This is a genomic window from Pseudomonas sp. IT-P74 (assembly GCF_949768175.1).
In the GTDB taxonomy this organism is placed as follows: domain Bacteria; phylum Pseudomonadota; class Gammaproteobacteria; order Pseudomonadales; family Pseudomonadaceae; genus Aquipseudomonas.
In genome coordinates this window covers 163,660-179,336 of sequence record NZ_CATKQD010000001.1, presented here as the reverse complement: position 1 = coordinate 179,336, position 15,677 = coordinate 163,660, and the positions used below count along the sequence as shown (strand labels likewise).

General features: G+C 60.3%; 10 protein-coding genes and 1 pseudogene. 3 read left to right on the top strand and 8 right to left on the bottom strand.

The features are described from left to right. Position 1 precedes the first annotated feature (1 nt). Both ACM6J5_RS00855 and ACM6J5_RS00850 read left to right on the top strand, forming a co-directional pair. On the top strand, positions 2–3,181 hold the full coding sequence (locus ACM6J5_RS00855) for an efflux RND transporter permease subunit (RefSeq protein ID WP_095942207.1): 3,180 nt from the start codon (positions 2–4) through the stop codon (positions 3,179–3,181). Next, positions 3,181–4,602: an efflux transporter outer membrane subunit gene (locus ACM6J5_RS00850; protein WP_095942208.1), complete on the top strand. Its 1,422-nt coding sequence runs from the start codon at positions 3,181–3,183 to the stop codon at positions 4,600–4,602. The genes ACM6J5_RS00855 and ACM6J5_RS00850 overlap by 1 nt, the downstream gene beginning before the upstream one ends. Before the next feature lie 212 nt (positions 4,603–4,814). Here the strand turns inward: ACM6J5_RS00850 and ACM6J5_RS00845 are convergent, their stop codons facing one another. The 3 genes from ACM6J5_RS00845 to ACM6J5_RS00835 are packed head-to-tail and all read right to left on the bottom strand — an operon-like array spanning position 4,815 to position 8,092. Then, a complete protein-coding gene (locus ACM6J5_RS00845) occupies positions 4,815–5,762 on the bottom strand; it encodes an HlyD family secretion protein (protein ID WP_095942209.1) in 948 nt (315 codons plus the stop codon). Positions 5,763–5,766: 4 nt separating this feature from the next. Next, a complete protein-coding gene (locus ACM6J5_RS00840; protein ID WP_008001544.1) occupies positions 5,767–5,967 on the bottom strand; it encodes a DUF1656 domain-containing protein in 201 nt (66 codons plus the stop codon). Further along, entirely contained in the window at positions 5,957–8,092 is a 2,136-nt protein-coding gene (locus ACM6J5_RS00835; RefSeq protein WP_414927585.1) for an FUSC family protein, read from the bottom strand. The genes ACM6J5_RS00840 and ACM6J5_RS00835 overlap by 11 nt, the downstream gene beginning before the upstream one ends. 216 nt (positions 8,093–8,308) lie before the next feature. Here ACM6J5_RS00835 and ACM6J5_RS00830 point away from each other — a divergent pair, with 216 nt between their 5' ends. Continuing rightward, positions 8,309–9,364, top strand: a complete 1,056-nt coding sequence (locus ACM6J5_RS00830) for a tetratricopeptide repeat protein (RefSeq protein ID WP_095942211.1) — start codon at positions 8,309–8,311, stop codon at positions 9,362–9,364. Positions 9,365–9,392: 28 nt separating this feature from the next. Here ACM6J5_RS00830 and ACM6J5_RS00825 read toward each other — a convergent pair whose 3' ends face one another. The 5 genes and pseudogenes from ACM6J5_RS00825 to ACM6J5_RS00805 form a co-directional block, all read right to left on the bottom strand. Continuing rightward, positions 9,393–9,770 (bottom strand): response regulator, encoded by a 378-nt coding sequence (locus ACM6J5_RS00825; protein ID WP_095942212.1) that lies wholly within the window; start codon positions 9,768–9,770, stop codon positions 9,393–9,395. A 77-nt stretch (positions 9,771–9,847) separates the two neighbouring features. Next, positions 9,848–11,029 carry an ATP-binding protein gene (locus ACM6J5_RS00820; RefSeq protein WP_414927584.1) on the bottom strand — a complete coding sequence of 394 codons (1,182 nt, stop codon included), beginning with the start codon at positions 11,027–11,029 and terminating at the stop codon, positions 9,848–9,850. A 23-nt stretch (positions 11,030–11,052) separates the two neighbouring features. Next, a pseudogene (locus ACM6J5_RS00815) lies at positions 11,053–11,148 on the bottom strand (chemotaxis protein CheB); the annotation flags it as partial. Beyond that, on the bottom strand, positions 11,145–11,978 hold the full coding sequence (locus ACM6J5_RS00810) for a CheR family methyltransferase (RefSeq protein WP_095942214.1): 834 nt from the start codon (positions 11,976–11,978) through the stop codon (positions 11,145–11,147). The gene ACM6J5_RS00810 and the pseudogene ACM6J5_RS00815, both read right to left, overlap by 4 nt. Further along, entirely contained in the window at positions 11,978–15,466 is a 3,489-nt protein-coding gene (locus ACM6J5_RS00805; RefSeq protein WP_414927583.1) for a response regulator, read from the bottom strand. The genes ACM6J5_RS00810 and ACM6J5_RS00805 overlap by 1 nt, the downstream gene beginning before the upstream one ends. Positions 15,467–15,677: the final 211 nt, after the last annotated feature.

Genomic DNA, 15,677 nt, shown 5'->3' with positions numbered 1-15,677 from the left:
GATGAATTTTTCCCAATTCTTCATTTCGCGGCCGATCTTCGCAGCGGTGCTGTCGCTGCTGATCCTGATCGCCGGTGCGATCTCGCTGTTCCAGTTGCCGATCAGCGAATACCCGGAAGTGGTGCCGCCGACCGTGGTGGTCCGCGCCAACTTCCCGGGCGCCAACCCGAAAGTCATCGGTGAAACCGTGGCCGCTCCGCTGGAGCAGGCCATCACCGGCGTCGAGAACATGTTGTACATGTCCTCGCAGTCGACTGCTGACGGCAAGATCACCCTGACCATCACCTTTGCCCTGGGTACCGACCTGGACAACGCGCAGGTGCAGGTGCAGAACCGCGTGACCCGGACCGAGCCGAAACTTCCCGAGGAAGTGACGCGCATCGGTATCACCGTGGACAAGGCGTCGCCCGACCTGACGATGGTGGTGCACTTGACCTCACCGGACAAACGCTACGACATGCTCTATCTGTCCAACTACGCGATCCTGAACATCAAGGATGAGTTGGCGCGGCTGGGCGGTGTCGGTGACGTACAGCTGTTCGGTATGGGCGATTACTCGCTGCGTGTCTGGCTCGACCCGAACAAGACCGCTTCGCGCAACCTGACCGCCACCGACGTGGTCACCGCGATTCGTGAACAGAACCGCCAGGTGGCGGCCGGTGCCTTGGGTGCGCCCCCGGCCCCGAATGCCCAAAGCTTCCAGTTGTCGGTCAACACTCAGGGCCGTCTGGTGTCCGAGGAAGAGTTCGAGAACATCATCATTCGCTCGGGCGACAACGGTGAAATCACTCGCCTCAAGGACATCGCCCGCGTTGAACTGGGTTCCAGCCAGTACGCCCTGCGTTCCTTGCTGAACAACCAGCCGGCGGTGGCGATCCCGATCTTCCAGCGTCCGGGTTCCAACGCCATCGAAATTTCCAACGAAGTCCGGGCGAAAATGGCCGAGCTGAAGAAGACCTTCCCCGAAGGCATGGACTTCAGCATCGTCTATGACCCGACGATCTTCGTTCGCGGCTCCATCGAGGCGGTGGTTCACACTCTCTTCGAAGCGCTGATCCTCGTGGTGCTGGTGGTAATCCTGTTCCTGCAAACCTGGCGCGCCTCGATCATTCCGTTGGTGGCCGTGCCGGTTTCGCTGATCGGTACCTTTGCCGTGATGCATCTGTTCGGCTTCTCGCTCAACGCCTTGTCGCTGTTCGGCCTGGTATTGGCGATCGGTATCGTGGTGGACGATGCCATCGTGGTGGTGGAGAACGTCGAGCGGAACATCGAACTCGGATTGACCCCGGTCGAAGCGACCAAAAAAGCCATGGGCGAGGTAACCGGCCCGATCATTGCCACGGCGCTGGTGCTGTGTGCGGTATTCGTTCCGGCGGCGTTCATCTCCGGGCTGACCGGCCAGTTCTACAAGCAGTTCGCCCTGACCATTGCGATTTCGACAGTGATTTCGGCCTTCAACTCCCTGACCCTGTCGCCGGCTCTGGCCGCGGTATTGCTCAAGGGTCACGACGCACCGAAAGACCGTTTCTCCAAGGTGCTGGACAAGATTTTCGGCGGCTGGTTGTTCCGTCCGTTCAACCGCTTCTTCGAGAAGGCCAGCCACGGATATGTCGGCACCGTTGCCCGCGTGATCCGCTCAAGCGGCATTGCCCTGCTGCTGTACGCCGGCCTGATGGTCCTGACTTTCTTCGGCTTCTCCAGCACCCCGACCGGTTTCGTCCCCGGCCAGGACAAGCAGTACCTGGTGGCCTTCGCGCAACTGCCGGATGCCTCGAGCCTGGACCGTACCGAAGACGTGATCAAGCGCATGTCCGAGCTGGCGCTGAAGCAGCCCGGCGTGGAAAGTGCCGTGGCCTTCCCTGGGCTGTCGATCAACGGTTTCACCAACAGCCCGAACGCCGGCATCGTGTTCGTGACCCTCAAACCGTTCGACGAGCGTAAAGACCCGAGCATGTCCGCAGGGGCCATTGCCGGCGCCTTGAACGGCCAGTACGCGAACATTCAGGAAGCCTACATGGCGATCTTCCCGCCGCCGCCGGTACAAGGCCTGGGCACCATCGGTGGTTTCCGCCTGCAGATCGAAGACCGGGGCAACCTGGGCTACGAAGAGCTGTACAAGGAAACCATGAACATCATCAACAAGAGCCACAACGTGCCGGAACTGGCCGGCCTGTTCACCAGCTATACGGTGAACGTGCCCCAGGTCGATGCCGCCATCGACCGCGAGAAAGCCAAGACCCACGGCGTGGCCGTCAGCGACATCTTCGACACCCTGCAGATCTACCTGGGTTCGCTGTATGCCAACGACTTCAACCGCTTCGGTCGCACCTATCAGGTCAACGTCCAGGCCGAGCAACAGTTCCGCCTCGAATCGGACCAGATCGGTCAGCTGAAAGTGCGCAACAGCAAGGGTGAGATGATTCCGCTGGCGACCTTCATCAAGGTCAGTGACACCTCGGGCCCCGATCGCGTGATGCACTACAACGGCTTCATCACCGCTGAAATCAACGGTGCGGCAGCCCCCGGCTACAGCTCCGGCCAGGCGGAAAAAGCCATCGAGAAACTGCTCAAGGAAGAACTGCCCAACGGCATGACCTACGAATGGACCGACCTGACCTACCAGCAGATCCTGTCCGGCAACACCGCGCTGTTCGTGTTCCCGCTCTGCGTGCTGCTGGCGTTCCTGGTACTGGCAGCTCAGTACGAAAGCTGGAGCCTGCCACTGGCGGTGATCCTGATCGTACCGATGACCCTGCTGTCGGCGATTACCGGGGTAATTGCTTCCGGTGGCGACAACAACATCTTTACCCAGATCGGTTTGATCGTACTGGTGGGGCTTGCCTGTAAGAACGCGATCCTGATCGTCGAGTTCGCCAAGGACAAACAGCTCGAAGGGATGAACCCGCTGGCGGCGGTCCTGGAAGCTTGCCGCCTGCGTCTGCGGCCGATTCTGATGACCTCCTTCGCGTTCATCATGGGTGTCGTGCCTCTGGTGTTCTCCAGCGGTGCCGGTGCCGAAATGCGCCATGCCATGGGTGTAGCGGTGTTCTCCGGGATGCTCGGGGTGACCTTCTTCGGTCTGTTGCTGACGCCGGTGTTCTACGTACTGATTCGTAACTTTGTCGAGCGCGGCGAGAAGCGCAAAGCAGCCAAGGCCACCCTGAAGCTGGAGTCGCACTGATGAGTTTGAAAGCCTTCCTGCCGAGCCTGCTGGTACTGGCGCTGAGCGCCTGTGCCGTGGGTCCGGACTACAAGACCGAAGCCCTTGAACCGGCCAACATCACGACCGCCACCGATGGCGCCGCCGGCCAGAAGAACTTTGACCGTTCGCGTTTCGAAGGCATCTGGTGGCAACAGTTCGAAGACCCGACCCTCAACCAGCTGGTGACGCAATCCCTGCAAGGCAACCGTGATCTGCGCGTCGCCTTCGCCCGCTGGAAAGCCGCACGGGCGATCCGCGATGACGTCAGCAACGACGCCATGCCGACCATCACCAGCCGCGTCAGCAGTGATCTGGGCAAAGGCCAGATTCCGGGGCAGACCACCGACCGGGTCAACAGCGAACGCTATGACCTGGGCCTGGACATGGCTTGGGAAATCGACTTGTTCGGTCGCATCCAGCGCAACCTCGAGTCGGCCAACGCCGAGCAACAGGCGTTCGAGGCCGACCTGTACCAACTGCAAGTCACCATGATTGCCGAACTGGTGGATTCCTACGGTCAACTGCGCGGCGCGCAGCTGCGGGAAAAAATCGCCCTGGCCAACCTGGAGAACCAGCAGGAGTCGCGCAAGATCACCATCAGCCTGCGTGATGCCGGCGTTGGCGATCAGCTTGACGTGGAACGGGCCGATGCGCGACTGGCGTCGGTCGAAGCCAGCGTGCCGCAACTGCAGGCCGAACAGGTCCGGCAGAAAAACCGCATCGCCACCCTGCTGGGTGAACGTCCGGACAAGTTGACCGTGGACCTGAGCCCGAAAGACTTGCCGGCGATCGCCAAGGCATTGCCGATCGGTGATCCGGGTGAACTGCTGCAACGCCGTCCGGACATTCGCAGTGCCGAGCGCCAATTGGCGTCGGCCACGGCACGTATCGGCGTGGCCAAGGCCGATCTGTTCCCGCGGGTCAGTCTCAGCGGCTTCCTCGGTTTTACCGCCGGGCGCGGTTCGCAGATCGGCTCCTCGGCGGCCAACGCCTGGGCACTCGGTCCGAGTATCACCTGGGCGGCGTTTGACCTGGGCAGTGTGAAGGCCCGGTTGCGCGGTGCCGACGCCGATGCCGAAGGCGCTCTGGCGACCTACGAGCAACAAGTGTTGCTGGCCCTGGAAGAATCGGAAAACGCCTTCAGCGACTACGGCAAACGCCAACAGCGCTTGATTTCGCTGATTCGCCAGAGCGAGTCCAGCCGCTCGGCCGCCGACCTGGCGGAAATTCGCTACCGCGAAGGCAACACCGATTTCCTCGTGCTGCTCGACGCCCAGCGTGAACGCCTGGCGGCCGAAGACACCCAGGCCCAGGCTGAAGTTGACCTGTATCGCGGCATCGTCGCGATCTACAAGGCCCTTGGTGGCGGCTGGCAGCCGGAGACGGTCGCGAGCAAGTAATACGGTTTTAAAGCGCTCCTTTGGTTGGCCGCAACCAACCAAATTCCTTTGCCCTGCGTCTCATTCGGTCGCGGGGCTTTTTTTGCCCTCAAAAACACCGCCTGCCCCATGTGGGAGCGAGCCTGCTCGCGATGGACGTCAACGATGACGCGACAAACCTGATTCGCCTCGTCGTCATCGAGTTTTTCGCGAGCAGGCTCGCTCCTACAGGGTTAGCGGTGTTCTTCGACGGTCACAGTGGCGGTCGTCCCCGCCCTCAGATTGTTTTTACCGGCATAGTCGCCATCGATCTCGATCCGCACCGGTACCCGTTGCGCCAGTTTGATCCAGGTGTAACTGGGGTTGATACTGGCCAGCAGACGGCCGCCCGGCAGGTTTTCCCGGTCGGCAATGGCGAAGGCAATGCTCTGCACTTTGCCGCCGAATGTCTCGCCACTCATCAACTCGATCCGGACCCGGTCGCCCTCCCCGATCCGCGGCAACTTGGTTTCTTCGAAGTAACCGCTGACATAGAACGATTCGCTGTCCACCAGCGCCAGCAAAGGGCCGCCGGCCGAGGCATAGTCGCCCTCCCGGGTCAGCAGATTGGTGACATAGCCAGTCACCGGAGATACGACATGGGTACGCTGCAAGTCGAGCTCGGACTGGGTCAAGGCCGCAATAGCCAGTTGCACGTTGGCCTGGGCCAACACCAGATTGGCCTGATTACGCAGCAAGTCGGCCTGGGCCACCGACACATCAGTGGCGGCCTTTTCCCACTCTTCGCCGGAAATCGCCGAACGATCCTTGAGCGTGCGCCGGCGTTGCTCCTCGCTCTGACGTTGTTTGAGTAATGCTTCGCTGGCGATGATGGCCGCCTGGGCCTGACCGAGCGAGGCTTTCGCCACCTCCACCGCGCGCCTGGCATGCTCCACCGCCAGGGTGTAACGCGCCGGATCGATCTCCAGCAGCGCCTGGCCTTTGTTCACATGCTGGTTGTCCTGCACGGCCAGGCTGACGATTCGCCCCGAAACGTCGGCGGACAAGGTCACCACATCGGCACGCACCCGGGCATCCCGGGTCCAGGGCGCGCGGGTGTAATGCTCCCACGCGAACCAGCCCAGGACGAAGGCCAGCAGTACCACCGCCAGCGTCGTGAGTCGGGAAAGGATGTTCTTCATGACATCAGGCTCCCATGACCAGAATCAACGTGGCACAGACGCAGACGTACAGCGCGCCTTCGAACAACGCCTCGTGCCAGACGAACTGCAGCACGCCGAGGCGCCGCAACGTCCAGTCCAGCAGCAGGAAAATCGGCAGGCCCAGCAGCAGCGCCTGGGCAATCGGGGGCAGATAGGCGCCACCCACTTCCAGATCAATGGGCAAGGACGGGGACTCCTTCATCGCCTGAGGGTTGAAAGTAGCCGCGATAACGCTCGACGAACGACACAACGATCAACAGCGCCACACGCATGCGGAACACCGACCACAAGTGCTCATGGACATCGGTATGCAGAGCATCCAGATCGTCACCCAGAGTGTGCAGGCTATCAAGCACCTGCGCCACTTCGACCCCGGGCCGGCCGGCGACCAGCCTCCCCGTTTCCCGGACCGTCGAAAACAGGCGACTTTGCAGATCCGGGCTCAGCAGTGCGTTGTTCTGCCCCTGCTGCCTGAGCTGGTTCAAGGCAATACCCAGTGCCATGCAGGCCAGGCTGACTTGAAACAGCTCACGCGATTGTGGCTCCCGGGTCGCAGGCAGCAACCCCAGCATCATGGTCAGGCGATCAACCATGCGGCTCTCGAAGGCAAACTGCTGTTCATCGGTCGCCGAGGTTTTCAGCAAGGCGTACACCTGCTCGCCGTTCTCTTTGTGGAGCCGGCGCATGCGCAAGTCCGGCATGAACGGAAAGATCAGCGCGTAGACGCTCAACGCCAGCACGGTCGCGCAGGTATAGGCTCCGGCAAACTCGAACCACTGGATGGCAGTGTTTTGCCCAATCCCCACGTTCAACGGGCCAAGCAACAAAAACGTCGTGAGCCCCAGGCCAATGCCGGTACCCGTGGTGGGCGGGCTGGCCAGCCCCACCGCGACGGCGTAGAGCAAGGGCGCCAGCAGCAAGGCAAGCATCTCGAAATTGCTGATCATCGGCACAAACATGAACTGAAGGAGCGCCGAGGCCACCAGTGCCAGCCCGAATCCCCTGGCATAGCTTTGGACCGCAATCAGTGGCCGGGGAAACGTTGACATCAGCGAGCACAGGATGCCCAACAGCACCATCCCGCCTCGGGCACCGTCCCAACCGGTTTCGATCCAGATCAGGCCGGCGATCAACAGCGCGCAAAAGGCCCGGACAGCGTTCATGGTCGCCAGGGTGAAGTCCAGGTGCAGCGGGTTTTCCCGCCCGCGATACACGCTGCTGGCCGGCCGCCCGTTCTGGATGGCATCGCTCAATTCCAGAATCTGCTCAAGCTGCTGCAACAGGCGCGCCTGCTCCCAGCGCAGCGACCAGGCCAGGGAACGCAAGGTGGCCGGCAGCGGCTCGGTCAATTGTTCGGCCCTGTAGGCCAGCTCATCAAAGCGTTGTTGCAGCGACGTGAAATGGTGGCGCTTTTCACTGGACAGCGAACGCCCCTCCCGCGCCAGTTCATCGAGAAAGGCCAGCTCTTCGGCGCGCAGCCGTTGAATTTCTTCAGGTAATTCACCTTCCCAGCGCTCGGTCAACAGCAGCCGCTGGTGGCGCAAGGCGGTCAGCCGCGCGGTCAAGAGCACCAATTGGTTGCCCAGCAGTTGCACCAGACCGTTGGCGCTGCGTAACCGTGGTGCATCGAAGTACATGTGTCGGCGCACACCCTCCAGGCCGCTGATCTGACCCAACAGTTGCATTTGCCGCTGCTGGAAGTCGGCTTCGCTCTCTTCAGTGCGGATGACGGCGCTGGCGTGGGTGGCCAGCAACCGGGTGATTTGATCGATCCTGGCGAAGTAATCCCGGGCCACGGCCTCCGGCCTGGCGGTGAGCAGGCTGACCACGCACACGCAGGCAACCGCCAGCAAGGTTTCGGTGAGGCGGGTCACCGCCAGCAAAAAGGTGCCGTCCTGATCGGGAACTGCCAACAACGCGATGACCACGGCGGTGTAGCCACTGAGCACGAATGCCCCGGAACTGGTGTAGCGCAACAGCGTGCCACCAGCGGTGCACAGCGCCAGCCACAGGGCCAGGGTGGTGATGAACGGCAACGGTGCCTGGGGAAATATCGCCATGATTGCCACCGCTACGACCGCCCCCATGGTGGTGCCGATGACTTGACCAAAGCTACGGGCCAGCACCATGCCGCCCAGTGGCTGGCTGATGATGACCACGGCCATGATCGACCACTTGGGCTGGTCCAGATCGAACAAAAACGCCAGGTACAGGGTCAACAACCCGGCCGTGATGGTTCGCAGGGCAAACAGCAACACCCCGGGCCCGGGGTTGAGCATGGCCTTGAAGTACTGCAACAACCCTTGCATGGGAACACTCGTCGAAACACCTCCAGCAAGCGTAGTCACTGCCACGGTGCCTCGACAGGTTTTGCTGTCGGCGCAGCTTGCCGGTCCATTGATTGTCGACTGAAGGGCTGTTCAACGGTTTGAATCGCGCGAGAACGTCGTCAAGGTTTGACTCAAGGCCCGGCCTGACCGAAGCTGGCAGCTTTTGCAAAAGCTTGTCAGCTTCCGGATTCCTGCATGCCCAAGTCCCGCCGCATTCTGTTTATCAGCGCCTTCGCCCTGCTCGTCATCGGCCTTGCGTGGTTCTCCCTGCGCGATACCACCCCGGTGGTTCCCGAAGCCATCCAGCATGGCTACAGCGAAGCGCTGGCGGCTGCCCGGGCCGGTCAACCGGGTGCCGCGCGGGTGCTCTATCAGCAGCTGGCCCGTCCGGACCTGTCCCCCAAACGTCGTATCTGGTTGCATGCCGAGCTGCCCAACTATCCAAGCTCGGTGGCCCTGAAGCTGGCGGATGCCGACTTGCAGAACGAGTCGCCCGACGTGCGTATCGCAGCGATCAGGAGCATTAGCAGTCTGGTACCGAACGGCCAGCGCAGCCTGCTGCTGGGGCCACTGCTCGATGACAGCGAACAAAGCGTGCGGCTGGCGGCGATCAACGCGCTGCTGGGGTTGTCCCCGGATGACCTGGGTCTGTATTTCGGGCCGCTGGAGCAAGCCATCGATGCCTGGGAGCAAGTGCTCGAGAGCGAGCCGCAGAGCACTGAAAACCAATACCAACTGGCCCGGCTGCACCTGCACAACGCCGAGCTCAAGGAGGCGCAACAGGCGCTGGACAACACCCTGCGCCTGGCGCCGGACAACCTGCCGGCGCTGGTGCTGCAAATCGAGGTGCTGGATAAACAGGGCCAGAACGACGCTGCCCGGCAACTGTTGGCCAGGCAACTGCAGGCACAACCCAATTCGGCCTACCTGCAACACGCGCTGGGGCTCTGGCTGCTGCATCACGAGCAAAGCGAATTCGCCCTGCTCGGCCTGTCCAAGGCCGTTGAACTTGAGCCAAACAACCGGGATTACCGCTACGACCTGGCCACCACGCTGCACGGTGAACATGAGCTCGAAGCGGCGCAGAAACAGTTGCAGGAAGTCGTTCAGCGCCATCCGAACGATCGCAAGGCACGGGTGCTGCTGATCAATTACTGGAAGGAAAGCGGGCAGCTGCAAAATGTGCAGATCCTGTTGGCCCAACTCGAACAGATGAACCCCGATGATCCGGCGTTGCAACAAGGGCTTTGACCCCCGACTGAAATCCGCGTCTGAATGCTTACGAAAGCATGTCCTGCATCAGTTCCTGCAATTTATCCAGATCGAAGGGTTTTTCCAGGATCGGCGCCGTGCGGGTGATCGGGCTGTCGGTCTCACGGATTTCCTGGGCATAGCCGCTGATGAAAATCACCTTGAGTTCCGGTCGCAGCTTCACGGCGGGCTCGGCGATCTGCACGCCGGAGATTCCTCCGGGTAGGCGGAAGTCAGTGATCATCATGTCCAGGTGCGGTTTGCTCGCCAGGATTTCGAAAGCCTGTTCGCCGTTTTCGGCCTGCAACACGCGGTAACCCTCGCCCGACAGATAAGCGGACAGCACCATCAGAATCGAGGGATCGTCCTCGACGACGAGTACTACATCTTGTGCATCTTCGCTCATGGGAAGCCTTTGTTCGGTCAATTGCTGCTGATACGACCGTGGGGCCGATCAGAGGTTGCGTGTACCTGGCTGTTTTCCTACAGCGGCAGACAAACGCGAAACAAGGCGCCTTCGCCAATCCTGCTCTGGACGGTAATAGTACCGCCATGGGCGGCCACAATCTGCTCTGAAATGAACAATCCCAGGCCCAGTCCGGCGATGGTGTGCTTGGCCGATACCCGCTCGAACTGCTGGAAAATGCGTTTCTGGTTTGCTTCGCTGATGCCGATCCCTTGATCCTGCACGTCCACCAGCGCTTGATCGCCTTCACTGTAGACCTTCACCGAGACAGGGCTCCTGGCTCCGTAGCGCAAGGCGTTGCTCAACAGGTTGGAAATGACCTGTTCAATACGAAACTCGTCCCAGTTTCCGATCACCGGTTGTGTGGCTTCGAGCGAAACCGACGCCTCGGCGGCATCGATTTGCCGGGAGAAGTTGTGCAACACATCGCGAACCAGCGTTGAAAGGTCGACGCGCGTCGGTCGGATCGACAACTTGCCGGTGCGAATGCGCGAGACATCGAGCATGTCTTCGATCAACCGAATGAGGCTTTTGATCTGCCGCTCGTCGCGGTCAACCATCGCGTGCATCTTGTCCAGGGTGAAGGCGGCGGCGTTGTCCCGGGCCAAGTGCATCTTGCGCAGCTGGGTCTCAAGGATCAGGCCGTTGAGCGGCGTGCGCACTTCGTGGGCGACGATGGACATGAAGTCATCGCGCATGCGCACCGCCTGCTCGAGTTCCAGCTGGGTGTTTTGCAGTTGCTTGAGCAGCGCTTGTTGTTCGCGGCGGCTTTGCTCAAGGGCCAGCACTTGTTCCTTCATCGCTTTGCTTTGGCGATACAGGTCGACGAACACGTTGACCTTGCTCTTGACCGCCTGGATGTCCAGCGGCTTGTACAGGAAATCCACGGCCCCGCTTTCATAGCCCTTGAAGGCGTAGTTCAGTTCACGTCCGGCGGCGCTGACGAAAACGATCGGGATTTTCCGGGTCTTTTCCGTGCCACGCATCAACTCGGCCAGCTCGAAGCCGTTCATGCCGGGCATCTGCACATCGAGGATGGCCAAGGCAAATTCGTGTTGCAACAGCAGGGACAAGGCTTCGTCGGCGGTCAGCGCCTTGTAGACGATACGGTCCTCACGCTTGATCAGTGCTTCGAGCGCCAGCAGATTTTCCGGCAGATCGTCCACGATCAGCAGTTTGGACTTGAGGCTACTCAGCATGCGATTCGTTCCAGCTCGACAGGCAAACGACCGAGGATGTTCAACAGAGCCTCGACGCCACCGGCGGAGGCACCGATCACGATCGCTTCGATTGCCGGCAAGTTCGTTGAACTGTTCATGACTTTCGATAAATCCGTTCTTGTTTGACCAACGGCTCGAACTGATCGCCGAAGGCTGAGAAATCCGGGGTTTCCTTACTGCCCAGCACCAGAAAACCGCGATGGCAGAGGGACTCATGAAACAGTCCGAACGCTCGATCCTGAAGCTTTTTATTAAAGTAAATCAATACGTTACGGCATGAAATTAATTGAGTTTCAGAGAATACGCTGTCCGTCGCCAGGCTGTGATCGGCGAAGGTCACGTTCTCACGCAGTGCCTTGTCGAAAATCGCGTACCCATAGGCCGCCGTATAGTAGTCGGCAAACGAACGCTGACCACCGGCCTGCTGGTAATTGGCAGTGTAGGCCCGGACGTTCTCCATCGAGAAAATCCCTTGCCTGGCCTTTTCCAGCGAGCGTGGATTGATATCGGTCGCATAGATGATAGTACGGTCCAGCAGGCCCTCTTCGCGCAGTAGAATGGCCATCGAATACACCTCTTCACCGGTGCTGCATCCGGCGATCCAGACCTTGATCGAGGGGTAGGTTCGCAGCAGCGGCACCACTTCCTTGCGGATGGCCAGGAAGTGCGAGGGGTCGCGAAACATCTCGCTGACCGGGATGGTCAGCAATTGCAGCAGTTGCATGAACGCTGTGGGATCGTGCAGGACCTTTTCCTGCAACGTCGAGATGGTGTTGCACTCGAACTGGCTCAACGCATGGTTGACCCGGCGCTTGATCGAAGCGCTGGAGTAATCGCGAAAATCGTAGCTGTACTTGAGGTAGATCGCCTCGATCAACAACCGCAACTCGATTTCGCTGTTTATCTCCACTGAAGAATTGCGCTCCACTAAATCCGTTCCATCTTCGGCAACCACACACGAATCAGCGAAAACAGGCGATCCAGGTCAATGGGCTTGGCCAGGTAATCGTTCACGCCGGCCTGCAGGCAGCGCTCCTGATCGTCCTTCATGGCCTTGGCCGTCACCGCGATGATCGGCAGCTTGCGCCAGCGCGGGTCCTTGCGGATTTCAACAGTGGCTTCAAAACCATCCATTTCCGGCATCATCACGTCCATCAACACCAGATCGATATCCTGTACCTCATTCAGTCGTTCAATCGCTTCGCGGCCGTTGCGGCCAATGACCACGACAGCGCCCTTATGCTCCAGCGCGCTGGTGAGGGCGAAAATGTTGCGCACATCGTCATCCACCAGCAGCACCTTGCGGCCTTCGAAGACCTTGTCGCGGCTGCGGGCGACCTTGAGCATCTTCTGCCGCTCATCGGACAGTCGTGATTCGATTTTGTGCAGAAAAAGCGTCACCTCATCCAGCAACCGCTCCGGCGAGCGTGCGCCCTTGATGATGATCGAACGTGAATACTTGCGCAGTTCGGCCTCTTCATTGCGGGTCAGGTTGCGCCCGGTATAGACGATGACCGGCGGAAAGGAACAGATGTCTTCGGTGGACATGCGCTTGAGCAGGTCATTGCCGAGCATGTCCGGCAGCTTGAGGTCGATGATCATGCAATCGAAGACCGACGTGCGCAGCAGGTCCAGCGCCTCCTGCGCCAGGCCAACGGCGGTGATCTCGATGTCATCGTCGCCGATCAGGCGGGCAATACTGTCGCGCTGCAAGTCGTCGTCCTCGACCAGCAGCACGCGCTTGACCTTCTGGATCAGTTTGGCCTCCAGGCGTGCAAACACGTCCTTGAGTTCCTCGCGGGTGGTCGGTTTGAGCGCATAGCCAATGGCGCCCATGTGCATCGCCGCCTCGACCCGGTCCTCGACTGAAATCACATGCACCGGTATGTGTCGGGTTTCGGCGTGTTCCTTCAAACGTTGCAGCACGGTCAGGCCGGAATGATCCGGCAGGCGCATGTCCAACAGGATCGCATCGGGGACGAACGCCTTGGCCAGCTCGTAGCCTTCGTCGGCGCCGTGGGCCACCAGGCATTGATAACCCAGTTCATGGGCCAGGTCGTAGAGGATGTGGGCAAAATTCGCCTCATCTTCCACCACCAGAATGCAGCGGGTGGTGAACGGCCCCTTGTTGCGATCATCGTCGAAACGCGGAATGTCGACTTCGGCCACCCGTGGCGACAACGTGGGCGGCGATACACTCGGCGCCACCCCTGGAGCGGCTCGCATCGGTTCGACAGGCACTTCGCCCGGTTCCACGTATTGCACTGGCAAGACCAGGGTAAACACACTGCCCTGCCCCGGCGTGCTGCTCACGCTGATAGAGCCGCCGAGCATGGTCGCCAGGTCACGGGAGATCGACAACCCCAACCCGGTGCCGCCGTAACGCCGATTGGTGGCGCCGTCGGCCTGACGGAAGGCTTCGAAGATGCTTTCGTGCTGATCGACCTCGATGCCGATCCCTGAATCGCGGATGCTGAACGCGATGCCGTCGCCCGGCGCAGCGGCGACGGACAGGCTGATGCTGCCGCTTTCCGTGAATTTCACGGCATTGGACAGCAGGTTCTTGAGCACTTGCTCCAGACGCTGGCGATCGGTGAACAGCATAAGCGGCGCACCGTCCTGCACATTCACCTGGAAATCCAGCTGCTTGTCCGTGGCCAACGGCTGGATCAGGCCGCGCAGGTCATCCACCAGGCGCGCCACGCTGGAGTTCTCCGGACGGATTTCCAGCTTGCCGGCCTCGACTTTGGAAATATCCAGAATGTCGTTGATCAGGTTGAGCAAGTCATTGCCAGCGGAGTAGATCGACTCGGCGAACTTGACTTGCTCGGCAGTGAGGTTTTCTTCCGGGTTTTCCGCGAGCAACTTGGCCAGGATCAACGAACTGTTGAGCGGCGTGCGCAGTTCATGGGACATGTTGGCGAGGAATTCGGACTTGTACTTGCTCGATCGCTGCAATTCCAGTGCGCGTTCTTCGAGCTGGACCTGGGCCTGATTGAGTTCGGTATTCTTCAGGTCCATGGCGTCGCGTTGCTCGGCCAGTACTTCTGCCTGCTCGGCGAGCTGTTCGTTGGTCTGCTCCAGTTCCACCTGCTGGGTTTCCAGGTGCGCCTGGGACTCCTTGAGAATCCGCGACTGTTCTTCGAGCTCTTCGTTGGCGGTCTTGAGTTCTTCCTGCTGAACCTGCAATTCTTCGTTGAGCTGCTGGGTTTCGGCCAACACCTCCTGCAAACGCTGGCGATAGCGGGCCGCCTCGATCGAGGTGCCGATATTGCCGGCTATCAACTCGAGCAATTCAACGTCACGGTCCGTCAGTGGACGCAGAAAGCCCAATTCGATCACGCCGTTGACCCGCTCGTCGTTGCTGGTTGGCACCACCAGCACACTGCGGGGTAAACCGTCACCGAGGCCGGAGCTGACCTTGAAATAATCTTGCGGCACCTCATCCAGGCGAATCAGCCGTGCCTGCTGCGCCACCTGGCCGACAATGCCTTCGTCGCTGTAGATCTGCTGTTCACGCTCCTCCTGTTCGCGAGAGAAGCCGTAGGTGGCAATGCGCTTGAGGCCGCCATGGTCTTCGCGCACATAGATAGCCGCCACGGCGGTGCTCAGGTACTGCGCGCAGAATTGCAGGATGTTGCGGCCCAGCATGCTCAGGCTCAATTGCCCCAGCACCTGTTCGGCCAGCTCTGTCTGGCCATTGCGCAGCCAGGCCTGTTGCTCCAGACGATGGGCGCTGGCCTGTTGGGCGGCAAGGTTGACGCTGTACTTCTGCGACAGGGTCATCAAGTCTCGGCGCCCGACATACGCCAGCAACCCGCTGACCCCGGCGATGAACAACAGGTAGAGGCTGATGCTCATGATCGTGGTACGGCGCACTTCATCATTACGCGATGCGCGCAACTGTTGCTCGGTGTCGATCACCGCCTCGAACTGCTTGCGAATTTCATCGGTCAGGCGTTTGCCGCGTCCGGCCTTGACCACGGCGCGATAATCGCCGCCGCTGCGCTGCAAATCGATCATCGATTGCGCGTAGCGGGTCCACTCCTGTTGCAAGGCCTGCAACCGTAGCAAGCGATCGGTCTGCACCGGGTTGTCGGCAGTCAGTTCGAGCAAGGAGTTGAGCTCCACGGCGATGCGCGGCTTGGCGGTTTCGTAGGGATCGAGGAAATGTTCATCGCCACTGAGCAGGAAACCGCGCATCCCGGTTTCCAGATCCACGGTCAGCTTGACCGCTTCATTGGCGTTATTGATCACCCGGTCGGTGTGCTCCACCCACTGGATCGTCGACAGTAGATAGCTGATCAGCGACACGAAGAACACGGCGCTGATGAGACCCAGCCCCAAAGGCAGGCTGATGTTGCGGCTCAGCAGTTTACGAAATCGTTGCTCATCAACCGAGGACGCTGAGGTCATGGGGCAGGCCTTGTCGAACTGTCAGAATGCAAGGAGTTTGCCCCAAAACTGGCACATTGATCCAATTATCTGACATGTTTGTGCACCGGGTCCTAAATGCGCTGCGCCCGCGTTATCCTTGCCTGGCCTGCACCGACAATCCTTTTTCCATCGCGCAGGGAACTTGTCGGGATCCGCCACTTACTCATGCAAGAGACCGGTGATTTCCAGC